This is a genomic window from uncultured Roseibium sp. (assembly GCF_963675095.2).
Taxonomy (GTDB): Bacteria; Pseudomonadota; Alphaproteobacteria; order Rhizobiales; family Stappiaceae; genus Roseibium.
In genome coordinates, this window is the sequence record NZ_CAXXSJ010000007.1 from 41,147 (window position 1) to 62,625 (window position 21,479).

A 21,479-nucleotide genomic window follows, 5' to 3' on the forward strand; every position below is an offset into this window, starting at 1 on the left:
TATGTGCTTAACGAAACTCCTGAGTGGTCAATCGGCCCTCGGCAACGATATGGTATTGCTCCATGGCGCGATACATTTTCATCACTGGCGGCGTGGTTTCCTCGCTTGGTAAAGGTCTGGCATCCGCGGCTCTTGGAGCATTGCTTCAGGCGCGCGGATACAAGGTTCGGCTGCGCAAGCTGGATCCCTATCTGAACGTCGATCCGGGCACCATGAGCCCGTATCAGCACGGCGAATGCTTTGTAACGGACGACGGGGCCGAGACAGACCTCGATCTCGGCCACTACGAACGGTTTACCGGTCGACCCGCGAACCAGCGGGACAACATAACCACCGGCAGAATCTATCAGGACATCATCGCCAAGGAGCGGCGTGGCGATTATCTGGGCGGCACCGTTCAGGTGATTCCCCATGTTACCGATGCGATCAAGAATTTCGTCCTCGACGGAAATGACGATTACGACTTCGTGCTTGTCGAAATCGGCGGCACGGTCGGCGATATCGAGGGGCTGCCGTTCTTCGAGGCGATCCGTCAGCTCGGCAACGATCTGCCGCGCGGCGATGCGGTCTATGTCCATCTGACATTGATGCCGTTCATCGCGAGCGCCGGCGAGATGAAGACCAAGCCGACCCAGCATTCGGTCAAGGAACTCCGTTCCATTGGTATTCAGCCGGATATCCTTATGATCCGGTGCGATCGGCCAATTCCGGACAACGAAAAGCGCAAACTGTCACTGTTCTGTAACGTCCGCGAATCCGCGGTCATTCCGGCCTATGACGTCAAGTCGATCTATGACGTGCCGATTGCCTATCACAAGGAAGGCCTCGACGACGAAGTGCTGGCAGCCTTCGGCATCAAGGGTGCACCGGCTCCGGTGCTCGATCGCTGGGAAGGGATATCGAGTCGAATCGCCAATCCGGAAGGCGAGGTGACCATCGCCATCGTCGGCAAATACACGGTTTTGAAAGACGCTTACAAATCCCTGATCGAGGCGTTGGTTCATGGCGGCATCGCCAATCAGGTCAAGGTCAACATCGAGTGGATCGAATCGGAAACCTTCGAAAAGGAGGATCCGGGTCCGTATCTCGAAGGCGTTCACGGTATCCTTGTTCCCGGCGGCTTCGGCGAACGCGGATCGGAAGGCAAGATTGCAGCGGCGGCCTTCGCCCGTACCCGCAAGGTTCCCTATTTCGGCATCTGTTTCGGTATGCAGATGGCGGTGATCGAGGCCGCTCGCGATCTCGCCGGCATCAAGGACGCAAGTTCAACCGAATTCGGTCCGTCAAAGGAACCGGTCGTCGGGCTGATGACTGAATGGACCAAGGGAAACAAACGCGAGGTGCGCGGCCAAGATGACGACATGGGCGGCACCATGCGCCTGGGCGCCTATCCGGCAGCGCTGAAGCCCGGATCCCGAATTGCCGAGATCTACGGGACGACGTCGATTTCCGAACGCCATCGCCATCGTTACGAAGTCAACATCGGCTATCGCGAACAGCTGGAAGCCTGTGGCCTGATTTTCGCCGGAACCTCACCGGATGGTGTGCTGCCTGAAACAGTGGAGATCGCGGATCATCCCTGGTTCATCGGCGTACAGTATCATCCGGAGCTGAAATCCCGGCCGTTCGAACCGCATCCGCTGTTTGCGTCGTTTATTGAAGCCGCAATACACCAGAGCCGTCTGGTCTAAGACGTCGATACCGAACGGAGAAGCGGGATGGTGCATGGACTGGATCACATGGTCGTTGCCGTCCAGGATCTCGATGCGGCGGGCAAGGCCTGGGAAGACCTGGGTTTCACGGTCACGCCGGAAGCCCGCCATCCCTGGGGAACCGCCAACCGCTTGGTCCAGCTCGACGGATTTTTCGTCGAACTGCTTTCGGTCGCGGACGAAAGCCTGATCAGGGAAGCCGGGGAGGGTGAGTTCTCCTTCGGGGCTTTCAACCGCGATTTCCTGAAGAGTCGAGAAGGCGGATCGATGGTGGTTTTCGAAAGCCGCGATCCGGATCAGGACCGCGCGTCCTTTGAAAAACATCATTTGCAGACCTATGCGCCGTTTTCGTTCGAACGCGAGGCGAAAGCTCCGGATGGTTCGAAGCGCAAGGTCGCCTTCGATCTGACCTTCGTGACGGATCCGTTGGCGCCGGCTATCGGCTATTTCACCTGTCGAAATCGCTTTCCGGAAAACTTCTGGAAAACGGAATACCAGATCCATGCCAATGGTGCCGTTTCAATCGACGAGATCGTCCTTGTTGCCGGGGATCCGTGCGATCATCACGAATTTCTCGGTGGCCTGATGGAGCAGCGGGAAATGCGCGCGACCAGCCTCGGACTGGAACTGAAGACGCCGCGCGGTCGCATTCAGGTTCTGACACCGGACGCCTATTCCCGGTTGTTCGGCCAGGAGGCATTCGACGGATTGCCCGCGGAGCTGCCGGCAATTGCGGCCCTGGTTATCAAGTGCCGGGGAATCATAGCCCGCAAAGTAATCCGGGCGCAGTCCTTTTTCGGCCTTACGCTGGTGCTCGATCCGATGGATTCCGGCAACTGAATAGGCTCTTGAGCCGTCCATAACGGCTATGTCTTCCCATTAAACCCGTAAAAGTCAGCCTTCGTTCATTAACCGCTTGTTTTGGCAGTGATGTCGCTTTTAGTTTGGCGTAAAGTCAGACCATCGCCTGCGGAATTTTTTTGGGGGAGCCAGATAGTGGCACGTTTTCTTTCGACCAAACACTTTAGCCGTTTGATGATCCCCGGCCTGATGCTTGGAGCCCTGGTCGCCTGTCAGAAAAAGGAAGAGCAGGCCAAGGCACCGCCACCTGCGGTCGCCGTTGCCGGCATCCAGGAAAAGACCATTCGGGACAGCACGACGTTCATCGGTCAGGTTGCCGCGATCGACAAGGTTTCCCTGGTCGCGCGCGTGAGCGGCTTTCTCGAGGACAAGGCGGTTCAAGACGGCAAGAAGGTCAAGAAGGACGAATTGATCTTCAAGATCGAGAAAGATCAGTATTCGGCCGCCGTCGATCAGGCCAAGGCCGACCTTGCCAGTGCGCAGGCCGATGCCGCGCTGAAGGCTGCAGACCTCAGCCGCGATCAGGACCTTTATCAGAAAGGCCATATTTCGCTGGCTGCCTTCCAATCGACTCAGGCCCAGAAAGCTCAGTCGGACGCCTCGGTCCAGGCGGCTCAGGCATCTCTAGAACAGGCTAAATTGAATCTGAGCTATACCGATATTTCCGCGCCTTTCGACGGATTGCTCGGCAAGACGACCTACAGCGTCGGTGAGGTGGTCGGCCCGTCGTCACAGCCGCTTGCGACTCTGATCCGCGTCGCTCCGGTCTATGTCAACTTCGCCGTCAGCGAAGCGCAGTATCTGAATGCCCTTAAGACCCACGGCATCAGCCCGGACGATATCAAACCGGAGAACTCTCCGAATCTGAGCCTGATCCTCCCAAACGGCGACACCTTCGGCGAGAGCGGGAAGGTGGTCTTCATCGACAACAAAGTGGACCCCAAAACCGGAACCATTTCTTTCCGCGGTCTGTTCGAAAACAAGGACTGGACACTGCTCGACGGCACATTCGTGAATGTGGTCATCGAAGCCCAAGATGAGAAAAAGGCGCTCGTCGTACCGCAGGCCGCGGTGCAGCGCGATCAGCGCGGCAGCTTCGTGCTGGTGGTCAATGCGCAGAATACGGTGGAGCAGAGATACGTCGAGCTGGGCCAGCAGGTCGACGCCGATTTCGTCGTCAAGACGGGTTTGCAGAGCGGCGAGAAGGTCATTGTCCAAGGACTGCAGAAAGTCCGGCCCGGCGTGCCTGTTGACGCGTCCCTTGCCTCCAAGCCGGCGGAGTAACGCGCATGTTCTCCGTTTTCTTCATCTACCGACCTAAATTCGCACTCGTCATTTCGCTGGTGATCACGATCGCCGGCTTGCTCGGTTACATGGCACTGCCGGTCGAGCAGTTCCCGAATATCACGCCGCCGGTGGTCAACGTCTCGGCGACCTATACGGGCGCCAATGCGGAAGTCCTGGAAGAAACGGTGGCGGCGCCCATCGAGGCGCAGGTGAACGGCGTCGACAACATGATCTACATGTCGTCGAACAGTTCCGACAGCGGCAACTACTCCTTGAACGTGACCTTCGCCGTCGGCACCGATCCCGACATTGCAACCGTCAACGTCCAGAACCGGGTCAGCCAGGCGACGAGCCAATTGCCGAGCGAAGTCACGGCGAACGGCGTCACGGTTCAAAAGGCATCCACCAACATGTTGCTGGTGGTCACGCTTTACTCGCCCAAGGGGACCTATGATGAGGTCTTCCTGTCCAATTACGCCTCGATCAACCTCAAGGACGCCCTGGCGCGTGTGCCGGGTGTCGGCAAGGCCGACGTCCTGACAGATTTTGCCTATGGCATGCGCATCTGGCTCGATCCGGACAAGCTCGCCAACCTGGGCATGGCACCTGCGGATTTCATTTCCGCCGTCCAGGACCAGAACATCCAGGTCGCCGCCGGCCAGATAGGCGCGCCGCCCGTGCCGCCGGGCCAGCAGTTCCAGTACACGATCAAGGCAAAGGGCCGCCTGTCCACGGTCGAGGAATTCGAGAATATCGTTCTGCGAACCGGGGACGACGGTGCGGTCGTGCGCATCGGCGATGTTGCCCGTGTCGAACGGGGCGCACAGTTCTATTCGGCAAGCGGCGAATTCAACGGCAAACCGGCCACGGTTCTGGCGATCTACCAAGCGCCGGGAGCCAATGCGATTGCGGTGGCTGAGGGGGTTGTCAGCCGGTTGAAGCAGCTTTCGCAGGCATTCCCCGATGACGTCGATTATCAAATTCCCTTCGATACCACGGAGTTTGTCCAGACGTCACTCGACGACGTGGTCACCACGCTGTTCATCACCTTTGCCCTGGTGGTGTCCGTGGTCTTCATCTTCCTGGGCAACTGGCGAGCCACCATCATTCCGATGGTCGCGATCCCTGTTTCCCTGATCGGGACCTTTGCCGTGCTGCTCTTGTTCGGCATGTCCCTCAATACCATTTCCCTGTTCGCTCTCGTGCTTGCCATCGGCATCGTGGTCGACGACGCCATTGTGGTGGTGGAAAACGTGGAGCGGATCCTGACCGAGGAAGGCCTCGATCCGAAGGCCGCAACGGCCAAGGCGATGCAGCAGATCATGGGGCCGGTAATCGCCACGACGCTGGTCCTGCTGGCGGTTTTCGTGCCCACCGTGTTCATGCCGGGCATTACGGGCAAGCTCTACTCCCAGTTCGCGGTGACGATTTCCGTGTCGGTCGTCATTTCCTCCATCAACGCGCTCACCTTGTCGCCTGCGCTTTGCGGCCTGATCCTGAAACGGCGAAGCGGTCCCCCAAAGGGGCTGATGGGTGTCTTCGACAAAAGCATCACGGGCGTGAGAAACGGGTATTCGGCGATCGTCAGCCGGCTGGTCCGGGTTGCTGTTATTGGGGTGATCGGCGTGGGCGGAGCGCTCGCGCTCATCGCGTTCCTGGGCGGCCGTCTGCCGCAAGGCTTCCTGCCGCTTGAAGACCAGGGCTACCTGATGGTCGATATCCAGCTGCCGGACGGCGCGTCGCTACAGAGAACCAAAGAGGTGACCAAGGGACTGGTGGAAACCGTTTCGAAAACGCCTGGTGTCGCCAGCGTCGTGACGGTGAACGGTTATTCGATCCTGAATTCGGCTGTCTCCTCGAACGCGGCCATGATCATCGCAACGATGGACAACTGGAACGAACGTAAAGCGCCCTCGCTGAGTATCGATGCGATCCTGTCCAAGTTCCGCGGGGATTTCGCCACCGTTCCGAGCGCGAACATCATCCCCTTCAACCCGCCGCCCATTCCGGGGCTGGGAACGACCGGCGGGGTCCAGATGATGGTCCAGCAGACCGGGGGCGGATCGCCTCAGGATCTGGCGTCCGCGACCGGTTCCCTTGTTTATTCGGCAAACCAGGATCCCGACATAGCGCTTTCCTATACGACCTACCGGTCCAACGTGCCGCAAATTTTCGTGGATTTGGACCGGGAAAAGGCAAAGTCCATCGGTGTCGATGTCGCCGATGTCTTTTCCACCCTTCAGGCGTATCTCGGATCTTACTACATCAACGATTTCAATCTCTTCGGTCGGGTCTACAAGGTCATGATCCAGGCGGAAGGGGACTTCCGCAACAAGGCGGATGATATCGGCAAGCTCTATGTCAGAGCGTCCGACGGCACAATGGTGCCGATGCAGTCGCTGGTGACGATCAAGAACGTCTTCGGGCCGCAAACGCTCACCCGATACAACATGTTTCGCTCCGCATCGGTGAACGGCGAACCGGCGCCGGGGGCTTCCACCGGCGTCGTAATCAACGGCATGCAGTCGGCTGCCGTGACCGCGCTTCCGGCCGGCTACACCTACGAATGGACCGGAACGGCGTTGCAGCAGGAGGGCTCGGGCAATCTGGTCATCTACATTCTCCTGCTTTCGATCCTGTTCGCGTACCTGTTCCTTGTGGCCCAGTACGAAAGCTGGAGCATGCCGTTCGCAATTCTGATGTCGGTGTCAATTGCACTTCTGGGCGCCTTCGTCGCGGTCTTTATCACCGGCGGCGATGTCAACCTCTATACACAGATCGGCATGATCATGCTGGTCGGCATGGGGGCCAAGAACGCGATCCTGATTGTCGAATTCGCCATGGAACAACGGGCGGACGGGAAATCCATTCTCGGCGCGGCAAAAGAAGCGGCCCACTTGCGGTTCCGGGCTGTCATGATGACGGCCTTGTCGTTCCTGCTGGGCGTGGTGCCGCTGGTAACCGCGAGCGGGGCAGGGGCGGCCAGCCAGAAAGCCATCGGCATTGCCGTCTTCGGCGGCATGGCTTTCGCGTCCAGCCTAGGCGTGCTGATTATCCCGTCGCTCTATGTGGCCTTGCAGGTACTTCGCGAGCGGGTCAAAGGCCAGTTCCGGGGTGCGGACACCCCGGGCGGGCCCGGCAGCGGTCAACCGGATCAGGAACCGAGCGAAGACGAGGCGGCACCTTCGACCGCCTGACGCCTTCGCGAACGGAGAATTCCGTTACCGGGCCTCTTCCAGGATGGCCCGGTATTCTGCTTCTGTTGCGATCCGCGGATTGGTGCCATGGCAGTGATCGAGCAGCGCCGCCTTGGCGACCCGGTCCAGATGCGCCGAAGTCATCCCTAGCGCATCGAGGCCGGACGGAATGCCGATGTCCCGATTCAGTTTTTCGATGACCGTGTCCGGTTCACCGCCAAGGATCCCGGCCAGGACTTGCCATTTGTCTCCGATCGCCTCCCGGTTGAACCGCAGCACCGGGGCCATCAGGATCGCGTTCAGCGTCCCGTGATGCAGATTGAGTTCCTTGATAGCCCCTGCCGGGTGCGTGAGGGCATGGACTGCTCCCAAGCCTTTCTGGAAAGCCATGGCGCCTTCCATGGAAGCCATCATCATATCCCAACGGGCCTGCCGATCGGAGCCGTCGCGAACGGCGACCGGTAATGCCTTGAAGCCGCGGGTGAGCCCCTCGATGGCAATGGCATTTGCCGGAGGATTGTTCGCCGGCGCCATATAGGTCTCAAGGCAATGGGAGAGAGCATCCATACCGGTAGCCGCCGTCAGAAAGGGCGGAAGACCAAGGGTCAGCTCCGGATCGCAGAGCGCAATGTTAGGCAGCATATGCGGGCTGAGCAGTCCCACCTTTCGTCCATCCGCCAGATTGATCACGGAACCCCGGCCGACTTCCGAACCGGTGCCGGACGTGGTCGGAATGGCAATCATCGGGCAGATGTTGCTGGTAATCCGGGCGAGCCCCCCTTCGATAACGGCATATTGGGCCAAGGGCGGCTCGTGGCCGGTCAGCAGCCGGACCGCCTTCGCCAGGTCGATGACCGACCCGCCTCCGAATGCGATCACGCCGTCGCAGTTTTCGCTGTCATACTGCGCCTTCGCAGCCATCACCGCCTCTTCGGTCGGATTGGATGGCGTACCGTCAAAGAGGGGTAGGGAGACACCATAGGCCTCAGTCAGGCGGTCCAGCAGACCCGTCGAGACAAGTCCTTGATCACTGACCACCAGGGGACGCTTCATCCCGAGTTGCTCGCAATAGGCCCTCACGTTGGAAATCCCACCGAAGTCGAACTCGATGCGCGTCAGATATGTAATTGTTGTCATGGCTAAACCGTTTCCTCCCGAAAAATGCTGATTGTTTTTCCGCTAGGAATGCGTTCGGCGCAAGAGGATGCGGATGAGAGGAAGGGGATTTTCTGAGCGGGCGCTGCTGGCAAGTCGTGCTCGGTGATCCATCAGCCGTTCAGAAATGGCTGATCGCGGGCAATCAGGTCACGGAAAAAAGCGGCCACTGTATTGACCCGGGCGAGATGCAGAAGGTCCTCATGAACCGTCAGCCAGATATCCCGTTTGACCGATATCTTGTCCGGCAACACCCGGCTCAGATTCTTGTCATGGGTGGCAACGAAGGTCGGCAACATGGCGATGCCGCCATCGGAGGATGCGCTCATGAACTGTGCGATCAGGCTGGAACTGCGGAAGGATGGCGTGACTTCCCCCACCGCATCCGACAACCAACGCACCGCATCGATCTGGACCTGGTCGTCGATATAGTCGATGAACCGATGATCCTTCAAGTCCTCCACTTTTTGCGGCTCGCCGTGGTCTTTTAGATAGGTCGGAGAGGCATAGAGCCAAAGCCGAAATTCGCCGATCTTGGTCACGTTGAGACGCCGTCCGGTTGGCGCCGGGAAGCTCAACAGGATATCGGCCTCCCGCTTGGACAGATTGATCCAATGGGCGGCGGTGACGAGTTCGATGGTGATGTAGGGATTGCGGCGGTTGAATTCCGTAATCGCCGGCGCGAGATAAAGACTGCCGAGGGCCTCCATCGTCGCAACGCGCACGATGCCTTTTGCTTCCTCATCGAAATGCCCGATCACGGTGGAGATCGATTGCGTCTTGCTTTCGATCGCTTCCGCATAGTCGAGCAGCTTGACGCCCGCGTCCGTGAGATTGAAGCCCTGCCGCGTCCGGCTGAACAGTTTCACATTGAGCGCGTTTTCAAGCTCGCGGATCCGCCGGCTTACCGTCGTATGATCGACATGAAGCCGTCGGGCCGCACCGGACAGATTGCGTTGCCGCGCCAACTCCAGGAAGTAGACAAGGTCGTTCCAGTTGAAAAGAACGCTTTTCGGCCCGGAATAGCGGTCGCCGTTTTTCGGATCGTCAGCCACGTTAGACGCCTGAACCTCAATCGCTTATGGCGTTGTCACACCGTATCATTGTCTGTCCACTTCGCCCCAATCAGATAGCGGGGGCGAGGGACCAATCATGACCCGAAAACCCTAACAGGGTCCTGTGATATACCGCGTCAGGCGGATTGTGGAGAAGGAGCCCCCTCGGGCTCGATGAGCTCTTCATAGGGATGGGCTCGAAAGTTTTCCCGTCCGACGATTTCAATGGGGGCTTGCGGTGTGGCGTCGAATTTCAGATGGAAGATATCGAAACGGTTATAATAACCGACCACGTCGTGAAACTGTTTGGCTTCCACGCAATTGGCTAGATCGATCTCGCAATAAAGCAGGCCCTCGTCGTCCCGCAGCGTGTCTCCGATCACTTCTCCCGAAGGCCCGATCAGCATGGTTTCCCCGCTCGGCGTTTCCTTGATGATGCGGACGGCTTCTTCGCCAAGATGGGCAATCGCCTTCAGCATCGTGTCATCGACCAGCGCTGAGGAAACCAGGTTGAAGACCTTCGCCTCGAAAGCATGGGCGCCGGCGCGAATGCGGATCGCGGATGACAGATCGTATCGGCCGGCCTCTTCCGGCGGCCGGGTGGGCCATGTCGGCGGGTAGGTTGAAATGTGAAACTGCTCGCCCTGCGCCATGAGGGCGTAGCGTGCCAGAGGGTTGGTGTTTTCGCCGCAAATCAGCATGCCGACCCGGCCGATTTCGGTTTCGGTTACGCGCAGCCCGGCACCGTCGCCATTGGCCCAGATCATTTTCTCGTAGAAGGTCGGAACGAGCTTGCGGTGGTGGTTCAGGATACTGCCATCCGCGCCGATCAGGAGATTGGAGTTCCAGAGGCAACCGACACTTGTCCGGGTCGCTTCGCTGATGCCGATTGAAACGAAAATCTCGTGGCGGCGGGCAGCCGTGCAGATTGCCCTTATCTCGGGGCCGGGGACTTCGACGGAACTGGCCGCCAGGATCTTAAACATGTCGTGCGACCTGATCGGCGATTGCACCGCGGCCCAGACGGGAAAGCCCGGCAGAAAGGATTCGGGAAAGGCGATCAGGCTGGCGCCATTGCGAGCAGCCTCGGCAATCAGGCTGCAGGCCTTGTCGGTCGTTGCCTGCGGATCGAGGTAAACAGGAGCGGCATGTGCAGCACAGGCTTTGAATTTCGGATATTTTTTCATCTGGTTGTTCGTCCACAGCGCTCGTTAAATCCTGGGCAGCGCCGGTCAGACGGGGACTGGCGCTGTCCTGTTTTTGCAGTGTGATGGTGTCAGAGCTTTTCGGTGGTAAAGTCGTACCGAGGGGGAAGCTTCGCCATCAGGTCTTCCTTGGAGATGCGTTTCTTCATCTGGAATTTGCCGTCCTGGACCTGGCTGATGTAGCAGTCGATCATACCGCTGTGATCCTCGGCGCGCAGGAGCTTAGACCCCTGGGGGAAGGCGATGGAGTTTTCCATGGCAAGGCCTTCCAGCGCTTCGATTACCGCCGGTGTATCCTTCGCCGTTTTCCATCCAGCCGCTTCGATCGCCGCTTTGAGCGCAAAGCAATTTTCATAGGACTGCCAGGCGTGGCTCTTGGCCATCACACGGTCGGAATCCAGTTCCTTGGCCTGCTCCGGATCGATGTTCATCAACTTGACGAATTCGCGGTGGAATTCATCGTCCTTGTATTCGACAGGGCGGGGGAAGTTCTCGACGAAATAGACACCTTCCGCCGCCCCCTTGATCTGCTCGGGGCTGATCGCCTCGATGGTGCCCATGACCGAGTATTGTTTCATTTTCTCGTCGAGGCGCATGGACTTCATCTGGGTGTAAAAGGCGATCGACAGGGCGCCGAAGAACACGGAGAACAGAACCTCGGTTTCTTCCGGTATCTTGGCGAGATAAGGCACGAGGTCCTTGGCATCGAGCGGCACGGCGATGGGGTCGTTGACCTTGCCGCCCATGGCTTCGATGACCTTCTTGTGCTCCTGGTAGTGACTGTGACCCCAGGCATAGTCCGGGAAGATCATCGTCCAGTTCTTGCCGAGGTTCTCCACGGCCCACGGGGCGCCGGCTGCCGCCAGGGCATAGGTGTCTGTGCCGGTTCTGAAGCTGTAACGTGTGCCCTTGGATCCGGTTGCTTCCGTTGCTTCGCCTGCGGAGAAATAGGGCGTTTTCAGTTCAGTCGCGATCGGAATGGACGCAAGCATCACGCCTGAATGCACCGAGCCGACGATGAAGGATGCGCCGCGGCGCTGAACGAGGGAACGCAGCTTGCGCGCGCCGATTGCCGGATTGGATTCTGTGTCCTCGACGGCCAGTTCCACCTTGCGTCCGGAAATGCCGCCGCCTTCGTTGATGAGGTCCACAGCCTTCTTGGCGCAGACATCATGCCAATATCCCCAGGACGAGAAACCGCCCGTCAGTTCGCAGTGGTGGCCGATTACGATCGGACCGCCATCGCTGGCGAAAAGGTCTTTCGTCAGTCCCAGGTAAGACGTTCCGGCAGCCACACCGCCTGCGAGCGCGTGCTGGAGGAAACTGCGGCGGGTCTTCCCATTTTGCGTCATCGATTAAACTCCATCTGGTCGGTTTTGTTATGTGTTTGCGGGCCGGGATGCCCGATTGGGCTTCTCAGAGCGACAGGCCCAAATAGCGGTGAATGATCTCCGTGTTCTGCCGCAGGTCCTGCGCCGTTCCGCTGTGGACGATCACGCCCTTCTCCATGATGACGATGCGCGAACACAGCCGGAGCGCGGTCTTGACGTTTTGCTCGACGAGCAGGATCGACATGCCCTCGCCATTGATCCGGGCAATCTCCGCCCGGATATCGGCGACGAGGCTGGGCATGATGCCCTCGGTCGGTTCATCGAGGATGAGCAGTTTGGGCCGCATGACGAGGCAACGGGCGATCGCCAGCATCTGTTGTTCGCCACCCGACAGGGTACCCGCCTTCTGCCTTGCGCGTTCCTTCAGTCGGGGAAAGCGTTCGTAGACATGATCCTCGAGATCGGCCGGCGGCTTCCCGGGCAGCCCGATCGCCAGATTTTCGGTGACGGTCAGATGACCAAACAACCCGCGTCCCTGGGAGACGTAGCCGATGCCGTGACGCGGGATCTTGTGCGCGGCGAGTTTGGTCAGTTCCGCCCCGTCGAAACGGACGGAACCGCCAGCACAGGGCATCAGCCCCATAATGGTCCGCAGGGTCGTCGTCTTGCCGACGCCGTTCCGACCGAGCAGAGCGACGGCTTCGCCCTCGCCAACCGTCAGGTCGACCCCTTGCAGGATTTTCAGTTTTCCGTATTGGGCCCGGACCTGCTGAAGCTCAAGCATATTCAAGGTCCTCGTCCTCTTCGCCGAGATAAACCGCACGCACATGCGCATCCTCGGCAATCTGTTTGGGCGTGCCTTGGGCAAGAATGCTTCCCTGGGCCATGACCGTGATGTCGTCCGCTACTTCGAACACCACTTCCATGTCATGTTCGATGATGACGATTTCGCAGGTCGACGACAGTTCCTTGATCCGCTCCACCGTCTGGTTGGTCTCCGCCGGGCTCATGCCGCAGACCGGTTCGTCGAGGAGCAGCAGCTTCGGTTCGGTCGCAAGCGCGATCCCGATTTCAAGAAGGGCGACATCGCCATAGGACAGCGTGCCTGCCTCCCGTTTGGCGAAAGGCAACAGGCCGGTCCGGGTGAGGACGGCTTCGACCTTGTCCCGCGTTTCGGAAATCGAGTCGGCCGATACGAAGGGACGGAAGACAGAACGTCTGGACTGAGCTGCAATCCAGATGTTTTCTTCAACGGTCATTCCCGGAAAGACGCTCTTGATCTGAAGTGTCCGGGCTAACCCCATTTGGCTGATGCGATGGGACTTCAGGCCTGTGATGTCCTTGCCATTGAAAATGACCTTGCCCGTATCGGGCTTCAGAAACCCGGAAATGAGATTGAAGAAGGTTGTCTTGCCGGCGCCGTTAGGTCCTATCACCGCGTGCAGCCGGCCCTTCGGTAAGGTCAGGTCGACCTTGTTGACGGCAATCAGGCCACCGAAGCTCCTGGTGAGTCCGGAAATTTCGAGAATGGAATCTGTCATGGTTCAGTCCTCCCCACGTGCTGGTGGCACATCAGGGGCCAGGCTCTCATCGGCGGGCGTGTCGGTATCCGGGTAGCCAAAAATCCGATTGAGGATCGCCCGGTAGATACCGACAAGGCCGTTCGGCGCGAAAATCGCGGTCAGGATCACGATGACGCCGACAGGCAGCAGGTAATGCTCCCAATAGAGGGATAGTTGTTCACGGAGAATGATCAGGAGGCCGGTGCCGAAGACCGGGCCGAGGAGGGTGCCTGCACCGCCGACGATGGTCCAGACGACGCCCTCTCCGGAGACATGGTAAAACATGTAGGAGGCAGACGCGTAGCGGCCGAAGAAGGCGAACAAGGCACCGGCCGTGCCAGCAAGGAACCCGGCAAAAACGAAGGCGGTGAGGCGCAGCAGGTAGACATTGAGGCCGATCAGTTCCGCACGGACGTCGTTCTCCCGGACTGCGATGAGCGCACGGCCGAGCGGGCTTTTAAGCAGACGGTGTTTCAGGAAAAAGCAGAGCGCGACCACAGCCAGGATGAAGAAATACTGGACGGTCTGGTCCGTCAAAGAGAGCTCGAACTCGCCGAAGGAGAAAACCGGGGGCAGGGAGAACCCCATTCCGTCGTCGCCACCGGTTATCGGCTTGGACGTGAGGGCCAGGAAGTAGAAGATGAGGGAAAAGACGACGGTGATGATGGCGAAGTAGTGCCAGGTCAGCCGCACCGCGAGCGCCCCCGTTACGACCGCGATCAGAACAGCCGCCAAAATCCCGACAGCCAGTGCGGGCCAGAAACCCAGGTCGAAATGCGATATTCCGATCGCGACCCCGTACATGCCGAAGCCGAAATAAAGCGCCTGACCGAAGGAGAGCAGGCCGACATATCCGAAGAGCAGGTTCACGCTGGCCGCGAACAGCGACCAGATCAGGATTTCCGCCGTGATGTCGATCCAGAAACTGCTGACGAACAGCGGCAGGACCCAGGGGGCGGACAGGAACAGGACACAGATAAGTGCTGCGACGAGGCTATCGATTTTCCGGGTCATAGTCATCACCGCACCAACCCTGCGAACAGGCCCTGCGGACGCAGAAGCAGCACGCCGCACATCAGGCAAAGGGAGGTAATACGCGCAACTGTCGGATCGGCGACACTGGTGATGACGCCCTCCATGAAGGACAAGAGGACGGCGGCGGCGACTGTGCCCTGAAGGTTGCCGAGACCGCCGATGATCACCGCCATGAAGCAAAAGGGCAGGATGTCGACGCCAGCACGGAAGTCCACGGTGGTGATGGGGGCCGCCACCGCGCCTCCAAGGGCCGCGAGCGCGGTGCCAAGGGCAAAGGTCGCCGTGAAAATGCGCCCCGCCGGGATGCCCATGGTAATGGCGGCTTCCCGGTTCTGACGCACGGCCCGCATCCAGGTGCCGAACTTGGTCTTGTGCAGAAAGAGGAAGAAACCCGAGATCGCAGTTATTGAGATCAACGCGGCGACGAGGCGGTAAATATCGTACTCGATACCGAGCAGGGGAATGGTGCCATCGATCGGCGGCAGTAGGCGCCTCGGCGTCGCGCCGAACGTTGCACGCGTGCCTTCCTGGAGGATAATCGAAAGGCCGAACGTGGCGACGATCGTCAAGGCCGCCTGCTGGCCGATAGGTTTGATGACAAGCAGATGAACGGCGATGCCTAAAAGCAACCCGAGAAGCGGAACGATCAGGAGGGCGAGCCAGAAATTACCGGTCAGCTCAAGGATGCCCCAGGCAAACACCGTTCCGACCATGAAGAAGTCCCCATGGGCAAGATTGATGACATCGAGCAGTCCGAAGATGATCGACAAACCAACGGCGATCAGCGCGATGATCAGTCCCCATACGATCCCGTTGATCGCAAGGGCAATGACGAGATTCAGCACAATTTCAGTCCCTTCCGGCATCCCGTTTCGATTGAGCGGGAATGGAACTCCAGCATTGGAAGTCATGGGAGTTCTTTGATGGGACGTATCCTTGAATGTGCAAAATTGCCTGTAAATCAGAAAAAACTGCAAAGACGTGTGCAAAAATACATATTCTGGCCAGTGTTTAAACAATGGCCAGCCTGTTCAATCGGTAAGCAGGGTATGTGATTGAATATATTCGGAAAAATACGGTTGTGATCAAATTGTATTCATGTTGAGGCCTTGAAGGTACCTGACATATTTCGGCATTCCTGAAGAAGACCATCTTGGGAGCATGAAGACTTATCGATGTACCCGGCATCTCTATGACCGCATGGGTTGCGAACAGTAGAGCCGCTGTCCGGGAATCTGCGCCATCCCAAACCAGCATGAAGCGGTTCGTGCCATCAGCGCCGTTTCCGAAATAGGACATAGAAATTCAACTAACCTTCGTCCTAACGCTCGAAGGTTGCCTTGGTCAGGCTCGTAGAATGTTGAGTTGAACTGACAAAAGATCGGAAATCAGCCGCCAGCCCAGACTGCCAGGATTTCATCCGATCGCATCACCAGCCCGGTGTGCAGGGAAACCATCTTGAGCGCGGCGTCTTCCATCTCTTCGTTCGATCCGCGAACGAGATCAGCGGCCACACAGACGCGGTAGCCGAGGTTGGATGCGTCGAAAGTGGCGTTGAGAACGCAACAGTCGGTCATTCCGCCGTTCAGGACGACGCGCTTGATCCCCATGGAGCGCAAAAGAAAATCCAGATCTGTCGGATAAAAGGGCGACAGCCTGCGCTTGGTCTCGACGATCAGGTCGGTCTCCAGGACTTCGGTCGCAAACTCGGTCCATTTAGACCCCTGGATCGCGTGTTCATCGATTCCGGGAATGGGTTCGGCATAGAGGGACACAAGAGAACGCCACGCGGCCGGGTGCTGGCCTTTCAGATCGTCCTCTCCGGTCTTGCGCAGGATTGAGCGGACGTGGATCACAGGCACGCCAAGTTCCCGGGCCTGGCGGTGAAACGCATTGACCGGCTCGATGATAGCTCGTCCACGTGGTGCCGGACAGGGGCACATGGGATCTTCCGACAGATGCCCCTGATGCATGTCGATCGAGATGATCGCCGTGTCGTCCCGTTTCACCCAATTGCGAAACGGATCGTCCGGGATTACCTTCTCGACGCCATAGACGATTGCTTTCATAGGATCGGCGACCTCTTGATGGGGCAGCGCGGGCGGGATATCCGCCCGCGCTCTTAATTCACGGTGTGGTGCAGGCCAGCCGGATGGCATTGCCGTCCGGATCGCGAAGGACCGCCATGTACCAATTGTAATAGGTCATGAACTGTTCCTTCACGAGTGTGCCGCCTCGGGCCTTGGCAGCCTCGACACACGTATCAAGCGCTTCCTTGGTGGCCAGCTTGAACGTGAAGGCCGTCTGGTCGCCTTCACCCGCCTTTCTTTCGTCAAGCCCCAGCATGTCGTAGGCGGCCAGCGCGCTGAAGCCGATCATGACGTCTCCGGACATGTAGCCCCGGAACACGTCGGAACGCAGATCCTCAACCTCCGGAAGATCGAACAGATCACGATAGAATTCCGACAGACCGATAAAATCCTCGGAAAACAGGCTTACTTGCATCAACAGGTTCATGGGGTCTCTCTAGGCTGCCGTTCCGAAGGTTTTCTCGAATTGGGCGCGGAGATGCTCGCCCGCCGTCATTTCGGGGTATTTCGCCATGCCGTCATGCTCCAGGATCGTCGGCGCGCACTTGACCTTGTAGAAATATTCCGGGTCGCAGAAGGTCGGACAGGAATAGCGGGTCTTGTCGCTGTTGTTGTTCAGCACCCGGTGCATGGTCGCCTTGTAGCGATCATTGGTGATAACCGGGAACATCTCTCCGAGGTTGATGATATAGGCGCCCTTGATCGGCGGCGCCGAGATCCATTTGCCGTCGGCGTTGCGCACCTCGAGACCGCCGACATCATCTTGCAGAAGCAACGTCAGAAGGCCCCAGTCCGAATGCGCGCCGGCACCAAGCTGGTTCGGCGCGGCATCCTTGGGCATCGGCGGATATTTCAGGATGCGGCAATAGTGCAGCGGCTCTTCCAGGGACTGGTCGAAATAATCTTCCGGCAGGTCCAGAGAAAGGGCGACCAACCGGGCCAGATGCCGTCCGAGATTGAGTGCCTTTTCCGTGTAGGCTTCGTATTCTTCCTTGAACTCCGGGAAGCTTTCCGGCCACTGGTTTCGGCCGGTCCCCGGTACATTCTGTTTGGTGTAACGGTGGTTCTCGTCCGCATCGACACTGGACATGAAGCCTTCCTTGAGATCCGGAGGCGAACCTTCATCCAGGGTCTGCGCCGCCATCGGCTCATACCCGCGGGTGGAATCCTCGTTCTTGGAGTCGAGCTTCATCTTTTCTTCGAGCGGAAGATCGAAGAACTTCGCCGCCAGCGCGAGCTGGTTGTCCATGTCCTCCTGCGAAATGCCGTGGTTCTTCACGTAGAAGAACCCGGTGTCGACGCAGGCCTTGTGGATCTCCCACGCAACCTTTTTCCGCTTCTCGATATCATCGGAAAAGCTGTCTGTGAGATCGATGAGCGGGATCTCCGTGGCCGCGTGAGGCGGTTCATAGATAATCATGGGCTGTTCTCCACTTTTAAGTGTTCCGGAAGGGGATCAGTTTCGATCTTCTCTTATGTGATGCAGGCCGAGGGCCGCCGGTTGAGCGCTCCTGTCCGAACCGCGCATGGCGGCCCAGATCATGACGCCGAGCGTTGCCAGGTAAGGGGTCATGTGCAGGAAGTAGCGCGGAACATCGACGCCCGTCGCTGCGATCCGGGGGATCAGGGCCTCGATGCATCCGAACAGGACCGCCCCCAGGAGCGCCCGCCATGGATGCCAGCGCGCAAAGATGACCAATGCGATGGCAATCCAGCCCCGCCCGCCAACAACCGAGTTGGTCCAGATCTTGGAAACGGCGACGGTCAGATAACCGCCGGCAAGTCCGATCAGGGCCGTACCGAGCAGGATCGCCAGAATGCGCATGGTCGTGACATCGATCCCGGCCGCGTCCGCTGCGGCAGGGTTTTCGCCGACGGCGCGTAATGACAATCCGAAGCGGGTCCGGTTAAACAACCATACACAGGCCAGGCAGAGCAGGGGAGTGGCGCAGACGACGATGTCCTGACCGAAGAGGATCGGCTCCAGTCCCTTGATCGGCTTGTTGGTCCATCCCGCATAAGCGGCAATGTAACGGGTCAGCGCGTCACTGAAAAAGACAAGGGCCAGGCCGGCGATGACATGGTTGATGCGCAGGCTTGCTGCCAGAAACGCGAAGACAAGCCCCATCGCCATTCCCGCCAGGACCGAGCCGCCGAGAGCGACAAGAGGCGGCGCGCCATTGACCATCAATCCGATACCGGCCAGGGCCCCCGCCAGCATGAAGCCTTCGGCCCCGAGATTGAGAACGCCGGCACGCTCGCTGAGGATCAACCCAAGCGCCGCGAGAGCGAAAGGCGCGGCGAACGCAGGCACATTGATCAGCCAGTTGAACAGAAATTCGCTCATGATGCGGCCCGCCAATGCATCCGGTAGGTCAGGAAGAATTCGGACGCGGCAACGCAGATGATGAAGATCGCCTGCACCAGTTGCACAAGCGCCGAGGGCACCTGGAAGAACACCTGGAGGCTTTGTCCCACCAGAAGCAGGACGGCCATGAAGAAGGCGACGATGACCACACCGAGCGGGTGGTTGCGGCCGAGGAAGGCGATCAGGACGCCGGAAAACAGGTAGCCGGTGAAGAAGTCCTGGGTCATGCGGAATTCCACGCCGGCGGCAATGGAAAAGCCCGTCAAACCGCCGACGGCCCCTGAGGCCAGAATGGCCAGAACCGTGAGCTTGGCGACCGGCACGCCGACTGCCCGTGCCATTTCGGAGTTGGAACTGCTCAGATCAAGGAGATAGCCGACACGGCTGAAGGACAGGATCCACCACAGGAGCGCGGCCAGGATTGCGGCGAGCGGTAGCGTCCAGGTCAGGTTCAGCCAACCCAGCATCGGCAGGCGTTCGAACGCGTCGAATTGCTCCGTATGCGGAAAGCTGCTGACCGGGTCCTTCCAGGGGCCGTAGAGCAGATGAAGCAGCAGATTGAAGGCGACATAATTGAGCAGCAAGGTTGTGATGACCTCGCTGATGCCCAGTCGCTGCTTGAGAAAGGCCGGCCCTGCGACCCAGACCATCCCGCCAGCCATGGCAGCGACGGCCATGAGGTAGAGGCGTGTCGAATCCGGCCCGATATTATAGATCGCCACGATGGAGGCGAAAATTGCGCCAAGGATCATCTGGCCTTCCAGGCCGATGTTCCAGAAGTTCGACCGGAACGCGATGGCCGTGGCCAGACCGGCCATCAACAGCGGCGCCGTCTGCGCCAGCACCGATCCAAGTGCACGCGGACTGGAGAATACGACCGTCCCGATCTCACGGATGAGATCCGACGGGGCGACCCCGGAAAAGGCCAGCAGCGCAACGGAAAGGGCCGTCGCAGCCGCGAGGCTGAGGCCGTACCAGAACAGCCGCTGGATCTCGGAAACGTTCTGGCGCACTTCCAGAAGCGGCACCAGACGCACATGCGGCCGCGAAGTCGGCACCATGCGCTGACCCGCGTCCCGGCCGTTGGCCATCGGCGTCAGTTCTGCTGCGTCACCGCTACTCATGGGAAATCATGGCCTTTCCAACGTCATTGCGGTTGGCGGGGGCCTCGAATTCCGCGACCATACGGCCCCCGGACAGGACGCCGATCCGGTCGGACAGAAGAAAGATCTCGTCGAGATCCTCGCTGATCAGGATGACCGCGGCCCCTCTGTCGCGCGCTGCCCTCAGGCGTTCATGCACGGCGGCGCCTGCCCTGACATCAAGGCCGCGCGACGGGCTGTGGGCGAGCACGACTTCGGGCTCGCTTTCGAACTCCCTCGCGATGACCAGCTTTTGCGCGTTGCCGCCGGACAGAAGCCCGGCCCTCATTCCGGTGCCGCGAACGCCCTGAACATCGAATGCCTCGACCGCCTCACGCGTGAGTTTACGTGCAAGAGCGCGTTTAAATCTGAACCAACCGCCGTATTTTCCGGAAAGAACACCGCTGACGGCATAATTGTCAGCAATGCTTCGCCGTCCGGCCAGACCGAACCGGTACCGGTCGACAGGAATCGAGGCCAGACCGATGCGGCGGCGCGCACCAGGCGTCATCTGGCTAACATCGCCATGCCCTTCGATCTCGATACTGCCAGAAGTTTGCGTGGCAATGCCCATCATGACCTCGGCCAGTTCGTTCTGGCCGTTGCCCGCGACGCCTGCGACGCCGTAGATCTCGCCGCTGCGGACCCTGAAGTTGACGCCCTCAAGTCCCTTTCTTCCGCCTTGCCCGGGGACACGCACCTCCGAAAGTCGAACATGCGTTTGACCAATGGAAGGGGAGGGTTCCGGCGTTTCGATGATCTGCTCACCGACGATCAGGGTCGTCAATTTGCCTGCATCCATATCGTCCGGAGCGGTTTCCGCAATTTTCCGGCCGCCGCGCATGACCGTTATCCGGTCGCTGTGGTTCAGGGCTTCATGAAGCTTGTGCGTGACCAGGATCACGGCACTGCCGGCATCGGCAAGGCCGCGGATCATAACCATCAAGGCCTGGGCTTCCTGATCGCTCAGGACAGCGGTCGGCTCATCCAGGATGATGAACCGTGCGCCGGCGACCAGCACCTTGAGAATTTCGAGGCGCTGCTGCTCGGCGACACCCAGGGAGCCGGTCCGTCTAGCAAGGTCGAGTTCGAACCCCATTTCGCGGGCAAGTTCCTGGGCACGAGCGCCTGTTTCGCTGGCCGGTCGCCCACGGTTGAACAATGCGAGATTTTCCAGAACTGTGAAGGCAGGCACCAGTTTGAAATGCTGATGCACCATTCCGATCCCGTTTGAGGCCGCATCGCGCGCATCGGATAACAGGATTGTCTTCCCATCCATCGTCACATGCCCCTCATCGGGGGCATAGAGACCGCAGGCGATGTTCATCAACGTCGATTTCCCGGCGCCATTTTCGCCAAGAAGCGCGTGGACCTCGCCGGAACGCACCGAGAAGTCCACGCTGTCGAGCGCCTTGAAATTGCCAAAGCTTTTCGAAACGGAACAAAGGCTCAGTGCGTTCGGCATGTTCGGTTGACCGG

At 59.2% G+C, this 21,479-nt stretch carries 18 protein-coding genes; 4 read left to right on the top strand and 14 right to left on the bottom strand.

All coding sequences use genetic code 11. The features are described 5' to 3' along the window. The first annotated feature begins 62 nt into the window (after positions 1 to 62). The 4 genes from ABIN98_RS03490 to ABIN98_RS03505 all read left to right on the top strand — a co-directional run bounded on the left by ABIN98_RS03490 (position 63) and on the right by ABIN98_RS03505 (position 7,057). The gene (locus ABIN98_RS03490) at positions 63 to 1,691 is read left to right on the top strand and encodes a CTP synthase (RefSeq protein ID WP_346907436.1); all 1,629 of its coding nucleotides are present in this window, start codon (positions 63 to 65) and stop codon (positions 1,689 to 1,691) included. Positions 1,692 to 1,718: 27 nt separating this feature from the next. Further along, entirely contained in the window at positions 1,719 to 2,552 is an 834-nt protein-coding gene (locus ABIN98_RS03495) for a VOC family protein (protein ID WP_346907438.1), read from the top strand. A gap of 156 nt (positions 2,553 to 2,708) precedes the next feature. Continuing rightward, on the top strand, positions 2,709 to 3,857 hold the full coding sequence (locus ABIN98_RS03500) for an efflux RND transporter periplasmic adaptor subunit (protein ID WP_394701418.1): 1,149 nt from the start codon (positions 2,709 to 2,711) through the stop codon (positions 3,855 to 3,857). A gap of 5 nt (positions 3,858 to 3,862) precedes the next feature. After that, on the top strand, positions 3,863 to 7,057 hold the full coding sequence (locus ABIN98_RS03505; RefSeq protein WP_346907440.1) for a multidrug efflux RND transporter permease subunit: 3,195 nt from the start codon (positions 3,863 to 3,865) through the stop codon (positions 7,055 to 7,057). 24 nt (positions 7,058 to 7,081) lie between these two features. Here the strand turns inward: ABIN98_RS03505 and ABIN98_RS03510 are convergent, their stop codons facing one another. From ABIN98_RS03510 to ABIN98_RS03575, 14 genes are all read right to left on the bottom strand, one after another. Next, positions 7,082 to 8,194 (bottom strand): iron-containing alcohol dehydrogenase, encoded by a 1,113-nt coding sequence (locus ABIN98_RS03510; protein WP_346907442.1) that lies wholly within the window; start codon positions 8,192 to 8,194, stop codon positions 7,082 to 7,084. Between the two features lie 131 nt (positions 8,195 to 8,325). Next, positions 8,326 to 9,267: a LysR family transcriptional regulator gene (locus ABIN98_RS03515; protein WP_346907444.1), complete on the bottom strand. Its 942-nt coding sequence runs from the start codon at positions 9,265 to 9,267 to the stop codon at positions 8,326 to 8,328. A 137-nt stretch (positions 9,268 to 9,404) separates the two neighbouring features. After that, a complete protein-coding gene (locus ABIN98_RS03520) occupies positions 9,405 to 10,454 on the bottom strand; it encodes a carbon-nitrogen hydrolase family protein (RefSeq protein ID WP_346907446.1) in 1,050 nt (349 codons plus the stop codon). Between the two features lie 89 nt (positions 10,455 to 10,543). Further along, on the bottom strand, positions 10,544 to 11,824 hold the full coding sequence (locus ABIN98_RS03525) for an ABC transporter substrate-binding protein (protein ID WP_346907448.1): 1,281 nt from the start codon (positions 11,822 to 11,824) through the stop codon (positions 10,544 to 10,546). Positions 11,825 to 11,888: 64 nt separating this feature from the next. Next, entirely contained in the window at positions 11,889 to 12,587 is a 699-nt protein-coding gene (locus tag ABIN98_RS03530; protein WP_346907449.1) for an ABC transporter ATP-binding protein, read from the bottom strand. Further along, positions 12,580 to 13,344 carry an ABC transporter ATP-binding protein gene (locus tag ABIN98_RS03535; RefSeq protein WP_346907451.1) on the bottom strand — a complete coding sequence of 255 codons (765 nt, stop codon included), beginning with the start codon at positions 13,342 to 13,344 and terminating at the stop codon, positions 12,580 to 12,582. Before ABIN98_RS03535 ends, ABIN98_RS03530 begins: the two co-directional genes overlap by 8 nt. Positions 13,345 to 13,347: 3 nt before the next feature. Beyond that, positions 13,348 to 14,379 (bottom strand): branched-chain amino acid ABC transporter permease, encoded by a 1,032-nt coding sequence (locus ABIN98_RS03540; protein WP_346907453.1) that lies wholly within the window; start codon positions 14,377 to 14,379, stop codon positions 13,348 to 13,350. Positions 14,380 to 14,384: 5 nt separating this feature from the next. Next, on the bottom strand, positions 14,385 to 15,245 hold the full coding sequence (locus tag ABIN98_RS03545; RefSeq protein ID WP_346907455.1) for a branched-chain amino acid ABC transporter permease: 861 nt from the start codon (positions 15,243 to 15,245) through the stop codon (positions 14,385 to 14,387). Between the two features lie 543 nt (positions 15,246 to 15,788). After that, entirely contained in the window at positions 15,789 to 16,469 is a 681-nt protein-coding gene (locus tag ABIN98_RS03550) for an isochorismatase family cysteine hydrolase (RefSeq protein ID WP_346907457.1), read from the bottom strand. A 58-nt stretch (positions 16,470 to 16,527) separates the two neighbouring features. Next, positions 16,528 to 16,917, bottom strand: a complete 390-nt coding sequence (locus ABIN98_RS03555; protein WP_346907459.1) for a VOC family protein — start codon at positions 16,915 to 16,917, stop codon at positions 16,528 to 16,530. 9 nt (positions 16,918 to 16,926) lie between these two features. After that, positions 16,927 to 17,910 carry a 2-oxoglutarate and iron-dependent oxygenase domain-containing protein gene (locus ABIN98_RS03560; RefSeq protein ID WP_346907461.1) on the bottom strand — a complete coding sequence of 328 codons (984 nt, stop codon included), beginning with the start codon at positions 17,908 to 17,910 and terminating at the stop codon, positions 16,927 to 16,929. A 36-nt stretch (positions 17,911 to 17,946) separates the two neighbouring features. Continuing rightward, the gene (locus ABIN98_RS03565; RefSeq protein ID WP_346907463.1) at positions 17,947 to 18,837 is read right to left on the bottom strand and encodes an ABC transporter permease; all 891 of its coding nucleotides are present in this window, start codon (positions 18,835 to 18,837) and stop codon (positions 17,947 to 17,949) included. Next, on the bottom strand, positions 18,834 to 19,982 hold the full coding sequence (locus tag ABIN98_RS03570) for an ABC transporter permease (protein ID WP_346907465.1): 1,149 nt from the start codon (positions 19,980 to 19,982) through the stop codon (positions 18,834 to 18,836). The genes ABIN98_RS03565 and ABIN98_RS03570 overlap by 4 nt, the downstream gene beginning before the upstream one ends. Beyond that, on the bottom strand, positions 19,975 to 21,465 hold the full coding sequence (locus tag ABIN98_RS03575; RefSeq protein WP_346907467.1) for an ABC transporter ATP-binding protein: 1,491 nt from the start codon (positions 21,463 to 21,465) through the stop codon (positions 19,975 to 19,977). The genes ABIN98_RS03570 and ABIN98_RS03575 overlap by 8 nt, the downstream gene beginning before the upstream one ends. Positions 21,466 to 21,479 lie beyond the last annotated feature (14 nt).